Origin of the sequence: Salmonella sp. GDC200615 (assembly GCF_050574145.1) — a bacterium.
Classification (GTDB): Bacteria; Pseudomonadota; Gammaproteobacteria; order Enterobacterales; family Enterobacteriaceae; genus Salmonella; species Salmonella enterica.
This window is the reverse complement of record NZ_CP192247.1, coordinates 3599937-3622369: the sequence shown is the minus strand read 5'-3', so window position 1 is coordinate 3622369 and position 22433 is coordinate 3599937. Positions and strand designations below refer to the sequence as shown.

Below are 22433 nucleotides of genomic sequence, written 5' to 3'. Positions count from 1 at the left end.
CAGCTTTGCTGGCTTTTTTCGTTTAAGGAACCGTTATGACTACGCCGCACGTTTTATTTGATTATGCCGGACATTTACCAGAATGCCCCACATGGAGCGAGGATGAAAGCGCGCTGTATTGGACCGATATCCTGGAACAGGAGATCCATCGTTACCATCCGGCGAGCGGGACGCATAGCGTGCTGGCGTTTCCGGAAGAGGTGGGCTGTTTTGCCTTGCGTGAGCAGGGCGGATTTATTGTGGCCATGCGTCATGCTATCTGGCTGGCCGATAAAAATGGATTATTGCAGCGTAAGGTTTGCGACAATCCCTCTAATACGAAACTGGCGCGTTTCAACGATGGCGGCACTGATGGCGATGGACGTTTTTATGCCGGAACGTTCTGGGCGCCAGGTGACTATAATGGCGCGTTGCTGATGCGGATCGATCATGACCTGACGGCAAAAGTGATCCAGTGCGATATCCAGGGACACAACGGCCTGGCGTTCAGCCCGGATAACCAGTGGATGTATACCTCCGATACGCCGAATGGCGTGATATACCGCACGTTACTTGATAAGCATGGCGATCCGGGCAAGCGTGAACTTTTTCGCCATTTTGGCGAAGGAGAAGGACTTCCCGACGGCGCGGCGATGGATAGCGAAGGGTGCTACTGGAGCGCGATGTTTGACGGCTGGCGCGTGGCGCTTTTCTCACCGCAAGGAGAGCAGCTGGAAGAGTACCGGTTGCCGGTACGTTGTCCGACGATGGTTTGCTTTGGCGGCGCAGATATGAAAACGCTGTTTATTACAACTACCAGAGAAAATATGTCTGCTCAGGAAGTGGCGGATTATCCGCTCTCCGGCGCCATCTTCACCCTGCAGGTAGCCGTCGCAGGGATGAAGAAAAGCCGTTTTATTGAACGTCAGGCAGGTTCTACCGGCACGACGTTTTCGCTGGGATAGCAGCCAAGCACTTTCATTGAGCGCGTGATCTCGCCCAGCTCTTTTAGCGCGCTTTGCATTACCTGCGACTCCAGGTTCGCCTGAATATCGAGATAAAACATCTCTTCCCACGGATTGCCGTGAATGGGGCGCGACTCCAGTTTCGTCATGATGAGATTGTGGTTACGCAGCACCAGCAGCGCTTCGACCAGCGCGCCAGCTTGCTGCCCGGTGGCGATTAACAGAGTGGTTTTTGCCGGAACCTGATCGGAAACGTTGATGGCTTTGCGCGCCAGTACCAGAAAGCGGGTGATATTCTGCGTCTGGTTTGCGGCAATGCGTTCCAGCACCTGTAAACCGTGCAACATGCCGCCTGCCTCGCTGCCGAGCGCCGCGACGCGCGGAGAGTTTGCCTGCGCGACTTTTTCCATCGCTGCCGACGTACTCTCGGTATAGTCGATTTTCCAGTGCGGATAGCGGCTCAAAAATTTACTGCACTGCTGAAACGGCTGCGGATGGCTGTACACCGTTTCGATGGTATTCAGATCTGTAGCGCCGGAAACCAGCACGCAGTGATCGATAGTGACAGTCATCTCACCGACAATCGACAGACTGGTGTGTTGCAATAAGTCGTACACATCGTTGATAGCGCCGGAGCTGGTGTTCTCTATCGGAACCACGGCGTAATCGGCCTGGCCGGTTTCGACCTGATGAAAAATATCGGCGAATTTTGCGCAGCCGCTCCCAATAAATTGCTCAAAATGGCGTGCAGCATACTGGCGCGCCGCGAGATGAGAATAGGAGCCTTTCGGCCCAAGAAACGCAATACGTGCCGAATGAGGGTGAGTATTATTCAGATGTTGTTGCAGCAGCGCCTGCTGAGTAAGCACGGAGTCTTCAATGATAAGCTGGAACAGACGGGTAATGTAGTGTGCGTCGAGATGGTGGGCTTTACCGAGATGGATGAGTCTGTCCAGCAGCGCGCGTTCACGATCGATATCCCGAACCGGACGATGCGACAGTAGTTTTGCTTGTCCCACTTCAATCGCCAGCGCGCGTCGTTTTGCCAGTAAGGCCAGTAACTCTTCGTCTAAAGCGCTGATTTTATCTCGCAGCGCCAGTAATGGGTTTTCCGATGTCATAGTGTTGCCTTTTTTGTTATCAATAAAAAAGGCCTCCCGGTGGGGGAGGCCTTCTTGTTCGTCTTCGCATTCTTTATCACATGACGAAACGCCTCCCGGTCAGGGGAAGATAAAAAAGAATGCGAAGAAAAACCGGGTTAGCTTCATAACTGTTTCCTTTGTGTACGTAAGTACAGTACCCGTACTGTTTTAATCCTGTCAACAAAAAACGCGCCCGAAGGCGCGTTGGCGATACACTCAATGTAAGGGACTACTCTTCTTCTGCTTCGACGAAGCTGGCATCTTTCACCGATGCGGTGGCACGACGGGCTTCGCCTTTATGCTGCACTTTATTGAGCTGCCGTTCCAGCTTGTTGATCAATTCATTAATAGCGGTGTACATATCTTCGTGTTTTGCGCTGGCGACCAGATGTCCGTTCGGTGTATTAATGGTGGCGTCAGCAATAAAGCCCTGTGGCTCTTTAGACAGAATGATATGAGGATTAATCAGGTGAGTTTGCCATTTTTCCAGTTTGGCGAGACGGTCTGCGACATGTTGGCGGATTGCCGGAGTAATTTCCATTTGTTTACTGGTAATGTTCATTGTCATAAATTTCACCTCTTGTCTTTCCCGTCTTGGTGATTCCAGCATACCGTTCTTAATGTCAAAATGTGTGATGTAAATCACATTATTTTGTCACTTTTTGTCAAGGCGAACTTTTTGTGAGGCATCGCAGGAAGAAGCGATCTTTTACTTGAGGAATGGCTGAAAGCAGGCCATATTTGACTGGATGCGTTGCAGTGAAATCATTTCTGTTGCATCAGATATCGAATAAAAAAACGGCAGCCGGAAGGCTGCCGTTTTGCTTGTTGGTATTGCTTCAGGTGTTTTTGCTGTTAGCGGCAATAATTTTCGCGACTTTGTCAGCCTGCGCATTCAGCTGCATCTGACGATAGGCGTTTTCCATCAGCGGCAACGCATCGCGCGTGGCCTGCGTATCAGGATAATTGCGTAGCATACCTTCTACCCGGTTTACGACCGCAACCCATGCGCCGCGCGCGGTATAGTACTCTGCGACGGAATATTCATATTTCGCCAGACGGTCTTTCAGGAATACCAGACGCTTAGTGGCGTCGGTGGTGTACTGGCTATTAGGATAGCTGCGTACCAGTTTCGAAAAGTCATTGAACGCCGCCCGCGCATGTTGCGGATCGCGATCGCTGCGATCGACGCCAAAGAAACCTTGCAGCGCGCTATCATCCAGCGCCATGTTCGTCAGGCCGCGCATGTACATGACATAGTCAATATTAGGGTGCGTTGGATTAAGACGCATAAAACGATCGATGGCGGCCTGCGCTAGCGGCAAATCGGCGTTTTTGTAATAGGCGTAGATAAGATCCAACTGCACCTGCTGAGAATACGGTCCGAATGGATAACGATTATCTAACGCTTCCAATTGCGTTATTGCCTGTTTCCAGTTACCGTCCTGCAGCTTTTGCTGAGCAGTCGCGTAGATTTCATTCGGCGGATTATCGGGCACCTCTTCCTTTGAACCCGAGCAACCCGCCAGAAACAGGCTCAACGTGGCTGCTGCCACCAGATATTTCATGCGCGTCATGACGTTTTGACTTTCCTCAAAATGTTTTACGGGAGATTCTCTGTTCCTGCTCCCGGTTAAGACCAGCTACAATAGCACACTATATTAAACGGCAAAGCCGTAAAACCCAACGTTAAACGAAGAAGCTGTATATGGCACAACGAGTACAACTCACCGCAACGGTCTCCGAAAACCAACTCGGTCAACGCTTAGATCAGGCTTTGGCCGAAATGTTCCCGGATTATTCACGTTCGCGTATAAAAGAATGGATTTTGAATCAGCGCGTGTTGGTCAATGGTCAACTTTGCGATAAGCCAAAAGAAAAAGTGTTAGGCGGCGAGCGGGTGGCTATTGATGCGGAGATCGACGAAGAGATTCGTTTTGAAGCGCAGGATATCCCGTTAGATATTGTTTATGAAGATGACGATATTCTGGTTATCAACAAACCACGCGATCTGGTGGTACATCCTGGCGCGGGTAACCCGGACGGTACGGTACTGAACGCGTTGCTACATTATTATCCGCCGATTGCGGATGTCCCGCGCGCGGGCATTGTGCATCGTCTGGATAAGGACACGACGGGGCTGATGGTGGTGGCCAAAACCGTTCCGGCGCAAACGCGCCTGGTGGAGTCTTTGCAGCTGCGCGAGATCACCCGCGAATATGAAGCGGTCGCGATCGGACATATGACGGCGGGAGGAACGGTGAATGAACCCATCAGTCGTCACCCGACCAAACGTACCCATATGTCGGTGCATCCCATGGGCAAACCGGCGGTGACCCACTACCGCATTATGGAACATTTCCGTGTGCACACGCGTCTTAGGTTGCGTCTGGAGACCGGGCGTACGCACCAGATCCGCGTGCATATGGCGCATATTACGCACCCGTTAGTGGGCGATCAGGTCTACGGTGGTCGTCCACGTCCACCGAAAGGCGCATCGGAAGAATTTATTTCCACGCTGCGTAAGTTTGACCGCCAGGCGCTGCATGCAACAATGCTGCGTCTCTACCATCCTGTATCGGGTATCGAAATGGAGTGGCACGCGCCGATTCCACAAGATATGGTGGACCTTATCGATGCGATGCGCGCCGATTTTGAAGATCATAAAGATGATGTGGACTGGTTATGAATGCACTGATTGTCCCGCAGTGGCAGTGGCCGCTGCCGAAAGGCGTCGCAGCCTGTAGTTCTACCCGTATTGGCGGGGTGAGTTTACCGCCTTACGACTCGCTGAATCTGGGCGCGCATTGCGGCGATAACCCGGAGCATGTTGAAGAGAACCGCAAGCGTCTGTTTGCGGCGGGCAATCTGCCTTCGAAACCTGTCTGGCTTGAACAGGTTCACGGTAAAAATGTGTTGAGGCTTACCGGAGAACCTTATGCCTCCAAACGTGCGGATGCGTCTTACAGCAATACGCCAGGAACCGTCTGCGCGGTAATGACGGCAGACTGCCTGCCTGTGCTATTCTGTAACCGTGAGGGAACAGAAGTGGCGGCGGCTCATGCGGGCTGGCGCGGATTATGTGAAGGCGTACTGGAGGAAACTGTCACCTGCTTTGCTGACAAACCAGAAAATATCATCGCCTGGTTAGGTCCGGCGATCGGCCCGACCGCGTTTGAAGTGGGGCCGGAAGTGCGTGACGCATTTTTAGCAAAAGATGCGCAAGCCGATAGCGCATTTTTGCCGCACGGGGAAAAATTTCTGGCGGATATTTATCAGCTTGCATGCCAACGTCTGGCGAATACCGGCGTTGAACATGTCTATGGCGGGGATCGCTGCACCTTTAGCGAAAGTGAGACTTTCTTCTCTTATCGTCGCGACAAGACGACAGGTCGTATGGCAAGTTTTATTTGGCTGATATAACCTAAAGAATCAAGACGATCCGGTACGGGTAACTTTCTTTTCGCATAATTCAGGTCATTCACCTTGAATAATTGAGGGATGACCTCATTTAATCTCCAGTAGCAATTTTGACCTGTTATGGGAGGAGTTATGCGTCTGGATCGTCTTACTAACAAATTCCAGCTTGCTCTTGCCGATGCCCAGTCGCTCGCGCTGGGGCACGACAACCAATTCATCGAACCTCTTCATTTAATGAGCGCCTTGCTGAACCAGGAAGGGGGATCGATACGTCCTTTATTAACCTCCGCCGGCATTAATGCTGGCCAGTTGCGCACCGCTATCGATCAGGCGCTGAGCCGTTTACCGCAGGTGGAAGGCACCGGCGGCGACGTACAGCCTTCTTCGGAACTGGTACGCGTACTGAACCTTTGCGACAAGCTGGCGCAAAAACGGGGAGACAATTTTATTTCGTCAGAGCTGTTTGTTCTGGCGGCGCTTGAGTCTCGCGGCACGTTAACCGATCTGCTGAAATCAGCCGGTGCGACCACGGCCAATATCACTCAGGCAATTGAACAGATGCGCGGAGGTGAAAGCGTGAACGATCAAGGGGCTGAAGACCAACGTCAGGCCTTGAAAAAATATACCGTCGATCTGACCGAGCGGGCTGAACAAGGCAAGCTTGACCCGGTAATTGGTCGTGATGAAGAAATTCGCCGTACCATTCAGGTACTGCAACGTCGTACCAAAAACAACCCGGTGTTAATCGGTGAGCCAGGGGTCGGTAAAACGGCAATTGTTGAAGGACTGGCGCAGCGCATTATTAACGGTGAAGTCCCTGAAGGCTTAAAAGGTCGCCGCGTACTGGCGCTGGATATGGGCGCGCTGGTGGCGGGGGCGAAATATCGCGGCGAATTTGAAGAGCGTCTGAAAGGCGTGCTGAACGATCTGGCGAAACAGGAAGGCAACGTCATCCTGTTTATTGACGAGCTGCACACGATGGTTGGCGCAGGTAAGGCTGATGGCGCCATGGACGCCGGGAATATGCTGAAACCGGCGCTGGCGCGTGGTGAACTGCACTGTGTGGGCGCCACCACGCTGGATGAATACCGTCAGTACATTGAAAAAGACGCGGCGCTGGAACGTCGTTTTCAAAAAGTGTTTGTCGCAGAACCTTCAGTGGAAGACACCATCGCTATTCTGCGTGGCCTGAAAGAACGTTACGAGCTGCACCACCATGTGCAGATCACTGACCCGGCGATTGTGGCGGCGGCAACATTATCTCACCGCTATATCGCCGACCGTCAGTTGCCGGATAAAGCTATCGACCTCATCGATGAAGCGGCATCCAGCATTCGTATGCAGATTGACTCTAAGCCGGAGGAGCTGGACAGACTCGACCGCCGGATTATTCAGCTCAAACTGGAACAGCAGGCGTTGATGAAAGAGTCTGACGAGGCGAGTAAAAAACGTCTCGATATGCTCAACGAAGAACTGGACGATAAAGAGCGTCAGTACTCTGAGCTGGAAGAAGAGTGGAAAGCGGAAAAAGCATCGCTTTCTGGGACGCAAACTATTAAAGCGGAGCTGGAGCAGGCGAAGATCGCCATCGAGCAGGCGCGTCGCGTTGGCGACCTGGCGCGAATGTCTGAACTGCAGTACGGCAAAATTCCGGAGCTGGAAAAACAGCTGGAAGCCGCGACCCAGTCGGAAGGTAAAACCATGCGTCTGTTACGTAACAAAGTAACGGATGCGGAAATTGCCGAAGTGCTGGCGCGCTGGACCGGTATTCCGGTTGCCAGAATGCTGGAAGGCGAACGTGAAAAACTGTTGCGTATGGAACAAGAGTTACACAGCCGTGTGATCGGGCAGAATGAAGCCGTTGAAGCAGTATCGAACGCCATACGTCGTAGCCGTGCTGGGCTGTCCGATCCGAACCGTCCGATTGGTTCCTTCCTGTTCCTGGGGCCGACGGGGGTCGGTAAAACCGAACTGTGTAAAGCGCTGGCTAACTTTATGTTCGACAGCGACGACGCGATGGTGCGTATCGATATGTCCGAGTTTATGGAGAAACACTCCGTGTCTCGTTTGGTCGGGGCGCCTCCGGGATATGTCGGCTATGAAGAAGGCGGTTATTTGACGGAAGCGGTACGCCGTCGTCCTTATTCCGTCATCTTGTTGGATGAAGTAGAAAAAGCGCATCCGGATGTATTCAACATTCTGTTGCAGGTGCTGGACGACGGTCGGCTGACTGACGGGCAGGGGAGAACGGTCGACTTCCGTAATACGGTGGTCATTATGACTTCTAACCTCGGTTCCGATCTCATTCAGGAGCGCTTTGGCGAACTGGATTACGGTCGAATGAAAGAGATGGTGCTGGGTGTGGTTAGCCAAAACTTCCGTCCGGAATTTATCAACCGTATTGATGAAGTTGTGGTATTCCATCCGTTAGGTGAGCAACACATCGCTTCTATTGCTCAGATCCAGCTGCAGCGTCTGTACAAACGTCTGGAAGAACGTGGTTATGAAATCCATATCTCCGACGAGGCGCTGAAACTGTTGAGCGCCAACGGTTACGATCCGGTCTACGGGGCGCGTCCGTTAAAACGTGCTATTCAACAGCAGATCGAAAACCCACTGGCGCAGCAAATCCTGTCTGGTGAACTGGTTCCTGGCAAAGTGATTCGCCTTGAAGCCAGTGATGATCGTATTGTGGCAGTGCAGTAAGTCACAAATTTGAATAAAACGGGCCCTGACGGGCTCGTTTTTGTTTAAAAACCAGGCGAAAATAGGCTTTTGGTTCAAATGTTGTTTGAAAAGTGAACGGTTGAGCTTTTTTTGCATTTAGGTCTTGTCAGGCTCTAATAACTCCCTATAATGCGCCACCACTGACACGGAACAACGGCATACAGGCCGCCGGGTCAGAAAGGCTTCGTTAAGAAGCCTGTGAGGAAAGCGAAAATAAAGGCTTGACTCAAAAAGAGGAAAGCGTAATATACGCCACCTCGCGACGGTGAGCTGTAAGCCGCGTCGCACCTGCTCTTTAACAATTTATCAGACAATCTGTGTGGGCACTCGAAGATACGGATTCTTGACGTCCTCGGACGAAAAATGAATACCAAGTCTCAAGAGTGAACACGTAATTCATTACGAAGTTTAATTCATTGAGCATCAAACTTTTAAATTGAAGAGTTTGATCATGGCTCAGATTGAACGCTGGCGGCAGGCCTAACACATGCAAGTCGAACGGTAACAGGAAGCAGCTTGCTGCTTTGCTGACGAGTGGCGGACGGGTGAGTAATGTCTGGGAAACTGCCTGATGGAGGGGGATAACTACTGGAAACGGTGGCTAATACCGCATAACGTCGCAAGACCAAAGAGGGGGACCTTCGGGCCTCTTGCCATCAGATGTGCCCAGATGGGATTAGCTTGTTGGTGAGGTAACGGCTCACCAAGGCGACGATCCCTAGCTGGTCTGAGAGGATGACCAGCCACACTGGAACTGAGACACGGTCCAGACTCCTACGGGAGGCAGCAGTGGGGAATATTGCACAATGGGCGCAAGCCTGATGCAGCCATGCCGCGTGTATGAAGAAGGCCTTCGGGTTGTAAAGTACTTTCAGCGGGGAGGAAGGTGTTGTGGTTAATAACCGCAGCAATTGACGTTACCCGCAGAAGAAGCACCGGCTAACTCCGTGCCAGCAGCCGCGGTAATACGGAGGGTGCAAGCGTTAATCGGAATTACTGGGCGTAAAGCGCACGCAGGCGGTCTGTCAAGTCGGATGTGAAATCCCCGGGCTCAACCTGGGAACTGCATTCGAAACTGGCAGGCTTGAGTCTTGTAGAGGGGGGTAGAATTCCAGGTGTAGCGGTGAAATGCGTAGAGATCTGGAGGAATACCGGTGGCGAAGGCGGCCCCCTGGACAAAGACTGACGCTCAGGTGCGAAAGCGTGGGGAGCAAACAGGATTAGATACCCTGGTAGTCCACGCCGTAAACGATGTCTACTTGGAGGTTGTGCCCTTGAGGCGTGGCTTCCGGAGCTAACGCGTTAAGTAGACCGCCTGGGGAGTACGGCCGCAAGGTTAAAACTCAAATGAATTGACGGGGGCCCGCACAAGCGGTGGAGCATGTGGTTTAATTCGATGCAACGCGAAGAACCTTACCTGGTCTTGACATCCACAGAAGAATCCAGAGATGGATTTGTGCCTTCGGGAACTGTGAGACAGGTGCTGCATGGCTGTCGTCAGCTCGTGTTGTGAAATGTTGGGTTAAGTCCCGCAACGAGCGCAACCCTTATCCTTTGTTGCCAGCGATTAGGTCGGGAACTCAAAGGAGACTGCCAGTGATAAACTGGAGGAAGGTGGGGATGACGTCAAGTCATCATGGCCCTTACGACCAGGGCTACACACGTGCTACAATGGCGCATACAAAGAGAAGCGACCTCGCGAGAGCAAGCGGACCTCATAAAGTGCGTCGTAGTCCGGATTGGAGTCTGCAACTCGACTCCATGAAGTCGGAATCGCTAGTAATCGTGGATCAGAATGCCACGGTGAATACGTTCCCGGGCCTTGTACACACCGCCCGTCACACCATGGGAGTGGGTTGCAAAAGAAGTAGGTAGCTTAACCTTCGGGAGGGCGCTTACCACTTTGTGATTCATGACTGGGGTGAAGTCGTAACAAGGTAACCGTAGGGGAACCTGCGGTTGGATCACCTCCTTACCTGAAAGAAGCGTACTTTGCAGTGCTCACACAGATTGTCTGATGAAAAGTAAATAGCAAGGCGTCTTGCGAAGCAGACTGATACGTCCCCTTCGTCTAGAGGCCCAGGACACCGCCCTTTCACGGCGGTAACAGGGGTTCGAATCCCCTAGGGGACGCCACTTGCTGGTTTGTGAGTGAAAGTCACCTGCCTTAATATCTCAAAACTGACTTACGAGTCACGTTTGAGATATTTGCTCTTTAAAAATCTGGATCAAGCTGAAAATTGAAACACAGAACAACGAAAGTTGTTCGTGAGTCTCTCAAATTTTCGCAACACGATGATGAATCGTAAGAAACATCTTCGGGTTGTGAGGTTAAGCGACTAAGCGTACACGGTGGATGCCCTGGCAGTCAGAGGCGATGAAGGGCGTGCTAATCTGCGATAAGCGCCGGTAAGGTGATATGAACCGTTATAACCGGCGATACCCGAATGGGGAAACCCAGTGTGATTCGTCACACTATCATTAACTGAATCCATAGGTTAATGAGGCGAACCGGGGGAACTGAAACATCTAAGTACCCCGAGGAAAAGAAATCAACCGAGATTCCCCCAGTAGCGGCGAGCGAACGGGGAGGAGCCCAGAGCCTGAATCAGCATGTGTGTTAGTGGAAGCGTCTGGAAAGGCGCGCGATACAGGGTGACAGCCCCGTACACAAAAGCGCATGTGCTGTGAGCTCGATGAGTAGGGCGGGACACGTGGTATCCTGTCTGAATATGGGGGGACCATCCTCCAAGGCTAAATACTCCTGACTGACCGATAGTGAACCAGTACCGTGAGGGAAAGGCGAAAAGAACCCCGGCGAGGGGAGTGAAAAAGAACCTGAAACCGTGTACGTACAAGCAGTGGGAGCACAGGTTTACCTGTGTGACTGCGTACCTTTTGTATAATGGGTCAGCGACTTATATTCTGTAGCAAGGTTAACCGAATAGGGGAGCCGGAGGGAAACCGAGTCTTAACCGGGCGTTAAGTTGCAGGGTATAGACCCGAAACCCGGTGATCTAGCCATGGGCAGGTTGAAGGTTGGGTAACACTAACTGGAGGACCGAACCGACTAATGTTGAAAAATTAGCGGATGACCTGTGGCTGGGGGTGAAAGGCCAATCAAACCGGGAGATAGCTGGTTCTCCCCGAAAGCTATTTAGGTAGCGCCTCGTGAATTCATCTCCGGGGGTAGAGCACTGTTTCGGCTAGGGGGCCATCCCGGCTTACCAACCCGATGCAAACTGCGAATACCGGAGAATGTTATCACGGGAGACACACGGCGGGTGCTAACGTCCGTCGTGAAGAGGGAAACAACCCAGACCGCCAGCTAAGGTCCCAAAGTCATGGTTAAGTGGGAAACGATGTGGGAAGGCCCAGACAGCCAGGATGTTGGCTTAGAAGCAGCCATCATTTAAAGAAAGCGTAATAGCTCACTGGTCGAGTCGGCCTGCGCGGAAGATGTAACGGGGCTAAACCATGCACCGAAGCTGCGGCAGCGAACGTATCACTTAAAGCGATTCAGCGGGTTACGATTGACGGAGCGAAGCGACGTCAAAGCGTATACAAAGTCGAGTCGGTTTAAGGATACGTTCGTTGGGTAGGGGAGCGTTCTGTAAGCCTGCGAAGGTGGCCTGTGAGGGTTGCTGGAGGTATCAGAAGTGCGAATGCTGACATAAGTAACGATAAAGCGGGTGAAAAGCCCGCTCGCCGGAAGACCAAGGGTTCCTGTCCAACGTTAATCGGGGCAGGGTGAGTCGACCCCTAAGGCGAGGCCGAAAGGCGTAGTCGATGGGAAACGGGTTAATATTCCCGTACTTGGTGTTACTGCGAAGGGGGGACGGAGAAGGCTATGTTGGCCGGGCGACGGTTGTCCCGGTTTAAGCGTGTAGGTGTGTGTTCCAGGTAAATCCGGTTCACTTTAACACTGAGGCGTGATGACGAGGCACTACGGTGCTGAAGTAACAAATGCCCTGCTTCCAGGAAAAGCCTCTAAGCATCAGGTAACATCAAATCGTACCCCAAACCGACACAGGTGGTCAGGTAGAGAATACCAAGGCGCTTGAGAGAACTCGGGTGAAGGAACTAGGCAAAATGGTGCCGTAACTTCGGGAGAAGGCACGCTGACACGTAGGTGAAGTGATTTACTCACGGAGCTGAAGTCAGTCGAAGATACCAGCTGGCTGCAACTGTTTATTAAAAACACAGCACTGTGCAAACACGAAAGTGGACGTATACGGTGTGACGCCTGCCCGGTGCCGGAAGGTTAATTGATGGGGTCAGCGCAAGCGAAGCTCCTGATCGAAGCCCCGGTAAACGGCGGCCGTAACTATAACGGTCCTAAGGTAGCGAAATTCCTTGTCGGGTAAGTTCCGACCTGCACGAATGGCGTAATGATGGCCAGGCTGTCTCCACCCGAGACTCAGTGAAATTGAACTCGCTGTGAAGATGCAGTGTACCCGCGGCAAGACGGAAAGACCCCGTGAACCTTTACTATAGCTTGACACTGAACATTGAGCCTTGATGTGTAGGATAGGTGGGAGGCTTTGAAGTGTGGACGCCAGTCTGCATGGAGCCGACCTTGAAATACCACCCTTTAATGTTTGATGTTCTAACGTGGACCCGTTACCCGGGTTACGGACAGTGTCTGGTGGGTAGTTTGACTGGGGCGGTCTCCTCCTAAAGAGTAACGGAGGAGCACGAAGGTTGGCTAATCCTGGTCGGACATCAGGAGGTTAGTGCAATGGCATAAGCCAGCTTGACTGCGAGCGTGACGGCGCGAGCAGGTGCGAAAGCAGGTCATAGTGATCCGGTGGTTCTGAATGGAAGGGCCATCGCTCAACGGATAAAAGGTACTCCGGGGATAACAGGCTGATACCGCCCAAGAGTTCATATCGACGGCGGTGTTTGGCACCTCGATGTCGGCTCATCACATCCTGGGGCTGAAGCAGGTCCCAAGGGTATGGCTGTTCGCCATTTAAAGTGGTACGCGAGCTGGGTTTAGAACGTCGTGAGACAGTTCGGTCCCTATCTGCCGTGGGCGCTGGAGAACTGAGGGGGGCTGCTCCTAGTACGAGAGGACCGGAGTGGACGCATCACTGGTGTTCGGGTTGTCATGCCAATGGCACTGCCCGGTAGCTAAATGCGGAAGAGATAAGTGCTGAAAGCATCTAAGCACGAAACTTGCCCCGAGATGAGTTCTCCCTGAGACTTAGAGTCTCCTGAAGGAACGTTGAAGACGACGACGTTGATAGGCCGGGTGTGTAAGCGCAGCGATGCGTTGAGCTAACCGGTACTAATGAACCGTGAGGCTTAACCTTACAACGCCGAAGATGTTTTGGCGGATGAGAGACGATTTTCAGCAGTGATTCAGAGTTGAGTACGCAATAATTTGCGCAGCAGCAAGGCGGCAAGCGAAGGAAAGGAAGGAGCATACAGAAGTATGTGACTGAGTTTACGAGCGCAGGCAACGCCGCTGATGCGATAAAGAATTGCGTACAGAGCACAAAGAATTTGCCTGGCGGCAGTAGCGCGGTGGTCCCACCTGACCCCATGCCGAACTCAGAAGTGAAACGCCGTAGCGCCGATGGTAGTGTGGGGTCTCCCCATGCGAGAGTAGGGAACTGCCAGGCATCAAATTAAGCAGTAAACTGATGTAAAAATCAGTGGTTGTAAAAGAATTCGGTGGAGCGGTAGTTCAGTTGGTTAGAATACCTGCCTGTCACGCAGGGGGTCGCGGGTTCGAGTCCCGTCCGTTCCGCCACTTATTAAGAGCCCTGAGCATTAGCTCAGGGCTTTTTCTTTGCCTGTCATTTAATTATTGCTCAATTCGCAAAAATCCTCTGCATTTCTCGCTCTTTTTCTGCAAAGCGCTGAAGGTCATAATCCCCTCAGTTAACGAACATAGTGATTAAAAAGAGGAATTCTATGACTATCCCTGCATTCGGTTTAGGTACTTTTCGCCTGAAAGACGACGTGGTTATCGCTTCTGTGAAAACGGCGCTTGAACTGGGCTACCGTGCTGTCGACACTGCGCAAATCTATGATAATGAAGCGGCTGTTGGACAGGCGATTGCTGAGAGCGGCGTACCACGTAGCGAGCTGTACATCACCACCAAGGTCTGGATTGAAAACCTTAGCAAAGACAAGCTAATCCCAAGCCTGAAAGAGAGCCTGAAAAAACTGCGTACCGATTATGTCGATCTGACGCTGATCCACTGGCCATCTCCGGGTGATGCCGTGTCTGTCGAAGAATTTATGCAGGCATTGCTGGAAGCTAAAAAACAAGGGCTGACTCGCGAAATTGGCATCTCAAACTTCACCATTCCGTTGATGGAAAAGGCTATTGCCGCGGTGGGCGCAGACAATATCGCCACCAACCAGATTGAGCTATCTCCGTATCTGCAGAATCGTAAGGTGGTTGACTGGGCGAAAGCGCACGGTATCCACATCACCTCTTATATGACGCTGGCATACGGTAAAGCGCTGAAAGATGAAGTGATTGCGCGCATTGCGGCTAAACATAATGCGACCCCGGCGCAGGTTATTCTGGCATGGGCAATGGGTGAAGGTTACTCCGTGATCCCTTCATCCACCAGGCGTGAAAACCTGGCAAGCAACCTGCTGGCGCAGGACCTGCATCTGGATGCCGAAGATAAAAATGCGATCGCGGCACTGGACTGCAACGATCGTCTGGTTAGCCCGGAAGGACTGGCTCCTGCCTGGGATTAATTACCCGATCCTTTGTACCTTTAACCCTCTTTCACAGCTCCTTCGGGAGCTGTTCTTATATATTCGCTCAAAAAGTCGATAAATGCCCGAATACGTGTGCTGACGGCGCGGTCGCTGTAGTAAACGGCGCTGAAAGGCATTTCTACCGGCAGACGTTTATCGGCCAGCAGTTCCACCAGTTCTCCCCGGGCGATCTCTTTATCAATCATATAATCTGAAAGACATGCAATGCCGTTACCGTTCAGGCAAAGCTGTTTTAACGTTTCCCCGCTATTGGAAGAAATCCCACATTCAACCTCATGGAGCTGCCCATCGCTACAGGCTATTGGCCAGGTATTGAGCGAAACAGGTTCTGAGAACCCCAGGCACAGATGCCGTTTTAACTGTTCAACGGTCTCTGGCTTGCCAAAACGGGCAATATAATCCGGTGAGGCGATAATCTTACGATAACTGGTAAATAACGGACGCGCGCGCAGACTTGAATCTGTCAACCTACCTGCGCGTATCGCAACATCCACTTTTCGTTCAATAAGATTGATGAACGTTTCTGAGGAGACAAGAGACAACGTTATTTCCGGATACCGTTCACGAAAAGGTTTAATCAGCGGCATCAGGAAATGCAGCATTACCGGCGTTGCCGCATCGATACGCAGTAAGCCGCGTGGGGTATTACGCGACTCCATGATTTCCGTTTCTGCGGCAGCCATTTCTTGCAGTATCTGCTGCACACGCCTGAAGTATCGCTCTCCTTCTTCAGTCAGGCTCAGCTGTCGGGTCGTACGATTAAGCAGACTGACGCCGAGCTTCATCTCCAGCTTTTTAACTGCCCGGCTGACAGCGGAATTGGCCTGTCCGAGCTGCTCTGCCGCCCGGCTGAAGCTGCCGCTTTCCACGACAGCGACAAAAATTGCAAGTTCTTCGGAGGTGGCTTTCATTTTTGCTCCTGAAGCAAAATTAAATTGATATTTTGGCTATTTTTGTCATTAAAACATCCAGGCATACTGCGTGTTATCTGATTACTGCTGTTATGGAGTTATGTATGCCTCTCGCTTTATTTGCACTGACAATAAGTGCATTCGCTATTGGCACGACTGAATTCGTGATTGTCGGCCTGGTGCCGACCATTGCACAACAACTGGCTGTCTCGTTACCTTCCGCCGGAATGCTGGTTTCAATCTATGCGCTGGGTGTGGCTATTGGCGCGCCGGTGCTAACCGCTCTGACCGGACGCCTGCCGCGTAAACAGTTACTGGTTGCGCTGATGGTCTTGTTTACGGCGGGGAATTTGCTGGCGTGGCAGGCGCTGGGCTATATGACATTAATCGTCGCCCGTCTGCTGACGGGCCTGGCGCACGGCGTGTTCTTCTCGATTGGCTCTACCATCGCGACAAGTCTGGTGCCGAAAGAGAAAGCGGCTTCTGCTATCGCTATTATGTTTGGTGGTTTAACGGTAGCGCTGGTAACAGGCGTTCCGCTGGGCACATTTATCGGTCAGCATTTTGGCTGGCGTGAGACCTTCCTTGCGGTATCACTGTTAGGCGTGATTGCGCTGATGAGTAGTCAATTGCTGATCCCTGCCAATATTCCCGGTCGGGCGGCCGCCAGCATTCGTGACCAAGTGAAAGTACTGACTCATCCTCGTCTGTTACTGATTTACGCCGTTACGGCGCTGGGCTACGGTGGAGTGTTCACTGCATTCACCTTCCTGGCGCCAATGATGCAGGATCTGGCGGGATTCTCCCCGGCAGCGGTAAGCTGGATCTTACTGGGGTATGGCGTATCAGTGGCTATCGGCAATATCTGGGGCGGTAAACTGGCGGATAAGCATGGTGCCGTGCCGGCGCTGAAATTCATTTTCGCCGCGCTGTTTGTTCTGCTGATGGTCTTCCAGGTGACGGCCTCCACGCAGTATGCCGCGCTGGCTACCATTCTGGTGATGGGGATCTTTGCCTTCGGTAACGTACCGGGGTTGCAGGTCTACGTGGTACAGAAAGCGGAACAATTCACGCCTAATGCGGTAGATGTGGCGTCAGGTCTGAACATTGCGGCGTTTAACATTGGTATTGCGCTGGGTTCCGTGATTGGCGGACAAACGGTGGCGCATTACGGTTTGGCGCAGACGCCGTGGATTGGCGCCCTCATTGTTCTGGTGGCTTTCCTGCTGATGAGTGTCAGCGGACGTCTTGATAAACCTGTACGCATTGCTCTGGAGTAAATTATTGATGTAAGCGCCTACTTACAAAACAAACTGCAATTGTTCGTTGAAAGTGAGTGCTAAAATCCCTATAACAGAAAGACCATTCCGTTTCCGGACTGGTTACGTTATAGAGGTTTGAAAGTCAAAAGTGCGAAAAAACACCTATGCGATGCGCTATGTTGCCGGACAGCCCGCCGAACGGATTTTGCCGCCAGGGTCGTTTGCGAGCATTGGCCAGGCATTGCCCGCCGGGGAACCGTTAAGCAGTGAAGAGCGGATCCGTATCCTCGTGTGGAATATATTCAAGCAGCAGCGAGCCGAATGGTTATCGGTGCTGAAGAACTACGGCAAAGATGCGCATCTGGTCCTGTTGCAGGAGGCCCAGACGACGCCTGAACTGGTACAGTTTGCCACCGCTAACTATCTTGCCGCCGATCAGGTTCCCGCTTTTGTATTACCTCAGCACCCGTCTGGCGTCATGACGCTGTCTGCCGCCCATCCTGTTTACTGCTGCCCTTTACGGGAAAGAGAACCAATTTTACGTTTGGCGAAATCAGCCCTGGTGACGGTATATCCCTTGCCGGATACCCGTTTATTAATGGTAGTAAATGTTCATGCGGTAAATTTTAGTCTGGGCGTGGACGTATACAGTAAGCAGCTACTTCCGATCGGCGACCAGATTGCGCACCATAGCGGCCCTGTCATTATGGCGGGTGATTTTAATGCCTGGAGCCGTCCACGTATGAATGCGTTGTACCGCTTTGCACGTGAGATGTCGCTGCGCCAGGTGCGTTTCACTGACGATCAACGCCGTCGTGCGTTTGGACGACCGCTGGATTTTGTTTTTTATCGTGGTTTAAACGTGAATGAAGCCTCCGTACTGGTGACGCGCGCTTCCGATCACAATCCGCTACTCGTTGAATTCAGTCCCGGCAAACCTGAGCAATAAAGGTGCGTCAGGTCTGCCGTGGGGCAGGCCTCTGCGGGTGCTGCCCTTTACTTTTCTCATAACAGAAGGGCACTACCATGACAACGCATTCCCACCATGACAATGTCGAAAAGCAGTTTGGTTCACAGGCGAACGCCTATTTACATAGCGCCGTTCACGCAGCGGGTCGTGACTTAGTGCGGCTGGCGCAAAGGCTGTCTGATTTTTCCCAGGCGAACGTACTGGATATGGGATGTGGAGCTGGACACGCGAGTTTTGTCGCTGCGCAACATGTCAACTCGGTCGTGGCATACGATTTATCCGCCAGCATGCTTGAGGTTGTCGCTGGAGCGGCGGAAGAAAGACATTTAAGTAATATTACTCTCCGGCAAGGTTATGCCGAAAAACTGCCCTTTGAAGATGCATCGTTTGAGGTGGTGATTAGCCGCTATTCCGCGCATCACTGGCACGACGTTGGTCAGGCATTGCGTGAAGTTAATCGTGTATTAAAACCCGGCGGCGTGCTGATTATCATGGATGTCATGTCGCCAGGACATCCTGTACGCGATATCTGGCTGCAAACGGTGGAGGCGTTACGCGACACGTCGCATGTCCGTAATTATTCCAGTGGTGAATGGCTGGCGATGGTCAATAATGCGATGCTGGTAACGAATACCGTGATAACCGATCGTTTATCGCTGGAGTTTCGCTCATGGGTAACGCGGATGCGTACGCCAGCGCCGTTGGTTGAGGCGATTCGATTATATCAGGCGAGTGCCCCGGTAGAGGTGAAGCGTTATTTTGAGTTGCAGGATGACGGTTCGTTTAGCAGCGATACTATCATGCTGGAAGCGCATAAAGCGGTATAGCAATTTAAAAGGCGCCGGGGGAAGCGGCGCCTTTTGGCTTTTTCGTCGGACAATATCAGGAGTCTGGCGTGCTATTGTCCTTCACAAACAACGTAAGCTGATCGCCCGGTTGTAGATTATCCGTATCATGGTTCCAACGCATCACATCTTTGATATTCACCCCGTGACGTCTGGCGATACTGGAAAGCGAATCGCCTTTACGGACACGATAGGTAATGCTATCGCTATTGTTTGCCAGTCGTTGTGCGCTGCTGCCAGCGCCCACGGTCAGGCTTTGCCCGATTTTCAGGCGCGAACCACGCAGGTTGTTCCACTGCTGCAAGTCCTTCGTGCTTACGCCAAGCCGCGAAGCAATACCGGAAAGCGTATCGCCAGAGCGCACCTTATAGCTACGGCTATTCAACGGCGTATTGTCGGCGATCAGTTGGGACTGAACGGCGTCAATCTCACCGGAAGCCAGCGACTCACGCAACTGCTCGGCATGCTTTTTGGGCACCATAACATATTGCGGACCGCTTACGCCTAAGGTAGACCCTTTTACACCGGCATTAAACGTCTTCAGCTTGCTGATAGACATGCCCGCCATATCCGCAACCTGGGCCATTTCAACTGGACTGTTTAAACGAACTCGTGCCAGCGCTCGGCTTTCATCTGTTGTTGGCAGACGTACGCCGTAGCGTTTGCTGTTTTTGAGAATTTCACTCAATGCCAGCATCTTAGGTACGTAGAGTTTCGTTTCCCTGGGCAAAGAAAGCGACCAGAAATCCGTCGGTTTTCCACGCGCTTTGTTTGCTTTAATTGCCCGCATAACACGGCCTTCGCCGCTGTTATACGCTGCAACGGTTAACAGCCAGTCGCCGTCAAACATTTTGTTCAGACGCTGCATCATGTCTAACGCGGCGGTCGTAGAGGCTACAACATCGCGACGCGCGTCATAATTACGGGTCTGCTTTAAACCATAATTGCGCCCTGTGCTCGGTATGATCTGCCAGATGCCTGCGGCATTGGCGCCAGACGTTGCGTGAGGATCAAAAGCGCTCTCCACTATGGGTAGTAGTACCAGCTCCATAGGCATGTTACGTTTCTTAACCTGCCCCGCTATCCAGTACATATACGGCTCTGCCCGTAAAGTTACATCGTGGAGATAGCTCTTATTGCGTAAATACTTCTGTTTCTGTTCGCGAATCCGGCTGTTTTCCGGAATTCCCATCTTTAGCTCGTCGCCAATGAAAGCCCACAAGTCCTGATCTGGCGCGATAGACGTTCCGTCGTCCATCCATCGTGCCTGACTCGTAAACTTTCCTGCTTCCCCTTGACCAGCTGCAGAAAGGCTCTGTGCGTGCTGTTGGACGTTGCCAGTGTTCTGAGACGTCTGGCACCCCACAAGCAGGACAGAGGCGAGTAATATCGCTTTTGCCTTCATGTGTGTGTCAATAGTTGCTTAAAAGACGACCGATCATAACGGCGAAGTTAGCGAATGACAAGTAAGAATTATCAGAACGTGTCTTTCTTTGACCTTAACCATGCAAAACGCGCTTCTGGTTGTTGCAATATTGTTTCTTTGTTTATTTCGTTAATTAAATCAATATCTTCAGTTCTTAAAAAAAGATTAATCTTACGCTCATTTTTAAGAATAACGGGTAATGTCATTTGTTTTTTTACACGTAACTCTTTAACTTTACGATAATATTCATTTATGAACGAATCGTGCGGAAGTATGCTCAATGCGAACTTAATGTTAGCTAAAGTGTATTCGTGAGCGCAGCAAATGAGCGTGTCGTCAGGCAGAGAGTTAATTTTCATAAGTGACTGATACATCTGTGATGGCGTGCCTTCAAACAGTCGACCACAGCCGCCAGAAAACAGCGTGTCGCCGCAGAATAAGTAAGGGTGGCTAAAGTAACAGACGTGTCCTAACGTGTGGCCCGGCGTGGCAAAAAGAGTAAATTTCTCGCCTAAAACGCGAATAGTATCGCCATCGCCAACAAGATGGGTTGCTCCCTTGTCTTTCGTTTCCGCCGGTCCATAAACCGTCATTTGCGGGAAGTGTTGCAACAGCTCTTTGACTCCGCCAACATGGTCGTGATGGTGATGCGTCAGAAAAATCGCCTCCGGCATCCACTTATGTTCAGCAATGGCCTTTAAGACGGGGGCCGCTTCGCCGGGATCAACAATCACACAGCGGCCTTCATCATTGGTCAGCACCCAGATGTAATTGTCCTGAAACGCGGGAATACTGTTAAGATTCATATATTACCTCTCAAATAATTAGCGGAAGGTTGCGATGAAACCGGCAAGGCTCTCTCAAACTGTCGTTGCGCCCGGATGTTGGGGTGAGTTGCCCTGGGGCAATTACTACCGTGAGGCGCTGGAACAGCAGCTAAATCCGTGGCTTGCAAAAATGTATGGTTTCCATTTGCTTAAAATCGGTAATTTAAGCGCAGAAATCAATTCCGAAGCGTGCGCGGTCTCCCATCAGGTGAATGTTTCATCGCAGGGCTCACCGATGCAGGTTCTGGCCGATCCGCTACACCTTCCTTTTGCGGATAAATCCGTCGATGTTTGTCTGCTGGCGCATACTTTGCCGTGGTGTACCGACCCGCACCGTTTATTGCGGGAAGCCGACCGCGTATTGATTGATGACGGTTGGCTGGTCATCAGTGGATTTAACCCGCTGAGTTTGATGGGGTTACGTAAACTAGTACCCGTTTTACGTAAAACACCGCCCTATAATAGTCGGATGTTTACCCTTATGCGGCAACTGGACTGGCTGTCTTTACTCAATTTTGAAGTGCTACATTATAGCCGTTTTCATGTCTTACCCTGGAAAAAGCAGGGGGGGCGGCTTTTAAATACGCATATCCCGGCGCTGGGCTGTTTACAGCTTATTGTGGCCCGTAAGCGGACCATCCCGCTTACGCTTAATCCGCTGCGACATAATAAAAGTAAAACCCCTATCCGCCAGACCGTTGGCGCCACCCGGCAATATCGCAAACCGGATGGCTAAGCCTCCGCCTGGTAGCCACTATCTTCCTGCGTGGGGTTCATTGCCGCGGCGCGCGCCAGTTCATCACAACGCTCGTTTTCGGGATGGCCTGCATGGCCTTTGACCCATACCCATTTGATCTGATGCTGACCTAACGCAGCATCGAGACGTTTCCACAGATCGACATTTTTTACGGGTTTCTTTTCCGCTGTTTTCCAGCCGCGTTTCTTCCAGTTATGAATCCATTGGGTAATTCCTTGCCGCACATATTGGCTGTCGGTGCTCAATGTCACTTCGCAATGTTCTTTTAACGCTTCAAGCGCGACGATCGCCGCCATCAGTTCCATACGGTTATTGGTGGTCAGCGTGTAACCTTCACTAAACGTTTTTTCATGACCGCGATAGCGTAAGATAGCGCCATAACCACCAGGCCCTGGATTCCCCAGGCAAGAGCCATCGGTGAAAATTTCTACCTGTTTAAGCATCTCTGG

General features: G+C 51.7%; 17 protein-coding genes, 2 tRNA genes, 3 rRNA genes and 1 other annotated feature. Of the genes, 14 read left to right on the top strand and 8 right to left on the bottom strand.

Annotated elements, in window-relative coordinates; genetic code table 11:
- Positions 1–35: 35 nt before the first annotated feature.
- Entirely contained in the window at positions 36–944 is a 909-nt protein-coding gene (locus ACQ29O_RS17565; protein ID WP_000210983.1) for an SMP-30/gluconolactonase/LRE family protein, read from the top strand.
- On the opposite strand, the gene pheA is transcribed toward ACQ29O_RS17565, so the two are convergent.
- The 4 genes from pheA to bamD all read right to left on the bottom strand — a co-directional run bounded on the left by pheA (position 905) and on the right by bamD (position 3663).
- On the bottom strand, positions 905–2065 hold the full coding sequence (gene pheA, locus ACQ29O_RS17560) for a bifunctional chorismate mutase/prephenate dehydratase (protein WP_020937133.1): 1161 nt from the start codon (positions 2063–2065) through the stop codon (positions 905–907). The two genes, ACQ29O_RS17565 and pheA, sit on opposite strands and share 40 nt — an antisense overlap.
- A 22-nt stretch (positions 2066–2087) precedes the next feature.
- Positions 2088–2213, bottom strand: a sequence feature (Phe leader region).
- Positions 2165–2212 (bottom strand): pheA operon leader peptide PheL, encoded by a 48-nt coding sequence (gene pheL, locus ACQ29O_RS17555; protein ID WP_010989056.1) that lies wholly within the window; start codon positions 2210–2212, stop codon positions 2165–2167. It overlaps the preceding feature by 48 nt.
- Positions 2214–2315: 102 nt before the next feature.
- On the bottom strand, positions 2316–2654 hold the full coding sequence (raiA, locus tag ACQ29O_RS17550) for a ribosome-associated translation inhibitor RaiA (protein WP_000178449.1): 339 nt from the start codon (positions 2652–2654) through the stop codon (positions 2316–2318).
- A 271-nt stretch (positions 2655–2925) separates the two neighbouring features.
- Positions 2926–3663, bottom strand: a complete 738-nt coding sequence (gene bamD, locus ACQ29O_RS17545; RefSeq protein WP_000197660.1) for an outer membrane protein assembly factor BamD — start codon at positions 3661–3663, stop codon at positions 2926–2928.
- Between the two features lie 131 nt (positions 3664–3794).
- On the opposite strand from bamD, the gene rluD reads away from it, so the two are divergent.
- From rluD to dkgB, 9 genes are all read left to right on the top strand, one after another.
- Positions 3795–4775: a 23S rRNA pseudouridine(1911/1915/1917) synthase RluD gene (gene rluD / locus ACQ29O_RS17540; protein WP_000079130.1), complete on the top strand. Its 981-nt coding sequence runs from the start codon at positions 3795–3797 to the stop codon at positions 4773–4775.
- The gene (yfiH, locus tag ACQ29O_RS17535) at positions 4772–5509 is read left to right on the top strand and encodes a purine nucleoside phosphorylase YfiH (protein WP_000992644.1); all 738 of its coding nucleotides are present in this window, start codon (positions 4772–4774) and stop codon (positions 5507–5509) included. Before rluD ends, yfiH begins: the two co-directional genes overlap by 4 nt.
- Before the next feature lie 129 nt (positions 5510–5638).
- The gene (gene clpB / locus ACQ29O_RS17530; protein WP_001235093.1) at positions 5639–8212 is read left to right on the top strand and encodes an ATP-dependent chaperone ClpB; all 2574 of its coding nucleotides are present in this window, start codon (positions 5639–5641) and stop codon (positions 8210–8212) included.
- A 454-nt stretch (positions 8213–8666) separates the two neighbouring features.
- Positions 8667–10208, top strand: a 16S ribosomal RNA gene (locus ACQ29O_RS17525).
- 85 nt (positions 10209–10293) lie between these two features.
- Positions 10294–10369: transfer RNA gene (locus tag ACQ29O_RS17520), tRNA-Glu, on the top strand.
- Positions 10370–10562: 193 nt separating this feature from the next.
- Positions 10563–13551: ribosomal RNA gene (locus ACQ29O_RS17515) — 23S ribosomal RNA — on the top strand.
- Between the two features lie 196 nt (positions 13552–13747).
- Positions 13748–13863, top strand: a 5S ribosomal RNA gene (rrf, locus tag ACQ29O_RS17510).
- The 16S, 23S and 5S rRNA genes sit together here with 2 tRNA genes alongside, the layout of an rRNA operon.
- Before the next feature lie 54 nt (positions 13864–13917).
- A tRNA-Asp gene (locus tag ACQ29O_RS17505) sits at positions 13918–13994 on the top strand.
- Between the two features lie 164 nt (positions 13995–14158).
- Positions 14159–14962: a 2,5-didehydrogluconate reductase DkgB gene (gene dkgB, locus ACQ29O_RS17500; RefSeq protein WP_000154883.1), complete on the top strand. Its 804-nt coding sequence runs from the start codon at positions 14159–14161 to the stop codon at positions 14960–14962.
- Between the two features lie 20 nt (positions 14963–14982).
- Here the strand turns inward: dkgB and yafC are convergent, their stop codons facing one another.
- Complete coding sequence (yafC, locus tag ACQ29O_RS17495) at positions 14983–15897, bottom strand: DNA-binding transcriptional regulator YafC (protein WP_000648520.1); 915 nt, start codon at positions 15895–15897, stop codon at positions 14983–14985.
- Positions 15898–16001: 104 nt separating this feature from the next.
- Here yafC and ACQ29O_RS17490 point away from each other — a divergent pair, with 104 nt between their 5' ends.
- The 3 genes from ACQ29O_RS17490 to ACQ29O_RS17480 all read left to right on the top strand — a co-directional run bounded on the left by ACQ29O_RS17490 (position 16002) and on the right by ACQ29O_RS17480 (position 18956).
- Positions 16002–17177, top strand: a complete 1176-nt coding sequence (locus tag ACQ29O_RS17490; RefSeq protein ID WP_001127547.1) for an MFS transporter — start codon at positions 16002–16004, stop codon at positions 17175–17177.
- A 130-nt stretch (positions 17178–17307) separates the two neighbouring features.
- The gene (locus ACQ29O_RS17485; protein WP_001230970.1) at positions 17308–18108 is read left to right on the top strand and encodes an endonuclease/exonuclease/phosphatase family protein; all 801 of its coding nucleotides are present in this window, start codon (positions 17308–17310) and stop codon (positions 18106–18108) included.
- Between the two features lie 77 nt (positions 18109–18185).
- Entirely contained in the window at positions 18186–18956 is a 771-nt protein-coding gene (locus ACQ29O_RS17480; RefSeq protein WP_000207233.1) for a class I SAM-dependent methyltransferase, read from the top strand.
- A 55-nt stretch (positions 18957–19011) separates the two neighbouring features.
- Here the strand turns inward: ACQ29O_RS17480 and mltD are convergent, their stop codons facing one another.
- Together mltD and gloB are read right to left on the bottom strand one after the other, a co-directional pair.
- Entirely contained in the window at positions 19012–20379 is a 1368-nt protein-coding gene (mltD, locus tag ACQ29O_RS17475; protein ID WP_000644706.1) for a murein transglycosylase D, read from the bottom strand.
- Positions 20380–20450: 71 nt separating this feature from the next.
- Positions 20451–21206: a hydroxyacylglutathione hydrolase gene (gloB, locus tag ACQ29O_RS17470; protein WP_001052768.1), complete on the bottom strand. Its 756-nt coding sequence runs from the start codon at positions 21204–21206 to the stop codon at positions 20451–20453.
- 34 nt (positions 21207–21240) lie between these two features.
- On the opposite strand from gloB, the gene ACQ29O_RS17465 reads away from it, so the two are divergent.
- The gene (locus tag ACQ29O_RS17465; RefSeq protein WP_000801242.1) at positions 21241–21963 is read left to right on the top strand and encodes a class I SAM-dependent methyltransferase; all 723 of its coding nucleotides are present in this window, start codon (positions 21241–21243) and stop codon (positions 21961–21963) included.
- On the opposite strand, the gene rnhA is transcribed toward ACQ29O_RS17465, so the two are convergent.
- Complete coding sequence (gene rnhA, locus ACQ29O_RS17460; RefSeq protein ID WP_000917872.1) at positions 21960–22427, bottom strand: ribonuclease HI; 468 nt, start codon at positions 22425–22427, stop codon at positions 21960–21962. The genes ACQ29O_RS17465 and rnhA overlap by 4 nt on opposite strands.
- Between the last annotated feature and the right edge of the window lie 6 nt (positions 22428–22433).

Excerpts from the sequence above, each read along its gene's own strand:
- ACQ29O_RS17565 (WP_000210983.1), top strand. The coding sequence starts at position 36 with ATGACTACGCCGCACGTTTTATTTGATTATGCCGGACATTTACCAGAA.
- pheA (WP_020937133.1), bottom strand. The coding sequence starts at position 2,065 with ATGACATCGGAAAACCCATTACTGGCGCTGCGAGATAAAATCAGCGCT.
- raiA (WP_000178449.1), bottom strand. The coding sequence starts at position 2,654 with ATGACAATGAACATTACCAGTAAACAAATGGAAATTACTCCGGCAATC.
- bamD (WP_000197660.1), bottom strand. The coding sequence starts at position 3,663 with ATGACGCGCATGAAATATCTGGTGGCAGCAGCCACGTTGAGCCTGTTT.
- rluD (WP_000079130.1), top strand. The coding sequence starts at position 3,795 with ATGGCACAACGAGTACAACTCACCGCAACGGTCTCCGAAAACCAACTC.
- yfiH (WP_000992644.1), top strand. The coding sequence starts at position 4,772 with ATGAATGCACTGATTGTCCCGCAGTGGCAGTGGCCGCTGCCGAAAGGC.
- clpB (WP_001235093.1), top strand. The coding sequence starts at position 5,639 with ATGCGTCTGGATCGTCTTACTAACAAATTCCAGCTTGCTCTTGCCGAT.
- dkgB (WP_000154883.1), top strand. The coding sequence starts at position 14,159 with ATGACTATCCCTGCATTCGGTTTAGGTACTTTTCGCCTGAAAGACGAC.
- yafC (WP_000648520.1), bottom strand. The coding sequence starts at position 15,897 with ATGAAAGCCACCTCCGAAGAACTTGCAATTTTTGTCGCTGTCGTGGAA.
- ACQ29O_RS17490 (WP_001127547.1), top strand. The coding sequence starts at position 16,002 with ATGCCTCTCGCTTTATTTGCACTGACAATAAGTGCATTCGCTATTGGC.
- ACQ29O_RS17480 (WP_000207233.1), top strand. The coding sequence starts at position 18,186 with ATGACAACGCATTCCCACCATGACAATGTCGAAAAGCAGTTTGGTTCA.
- mltD (WP_000644706.1), bottom strand. The coding sequence starts at position 20,379 with ATGAAGGCAAAAGCGATATTACTCGCCTCTGTCCTGCTTGTGGGGTGC.
- gloB (WP_001052768.1), bottom strand. The coding sequence starts at position 21,206 with ATGAATCTTAACAGTATTCCCGCGTTTCAGGACAATTACATCTGGGTG.
- ACQ29O_RS17465 (WP_000801242.1), top strand. The coding sequence starts at position 21,241 with ATGAAACCGGCAAGGCTCTCTCAAACTGTCGTTGCGCCCGGATGTTGG.
- rnhA (WP_000917872.1), bottom strand. The coding sequence starts at position 22,427 with ATGCTTAAACAGGTAGAAATTTTCACCGATGGCTCTTGCCTGGGGAAT.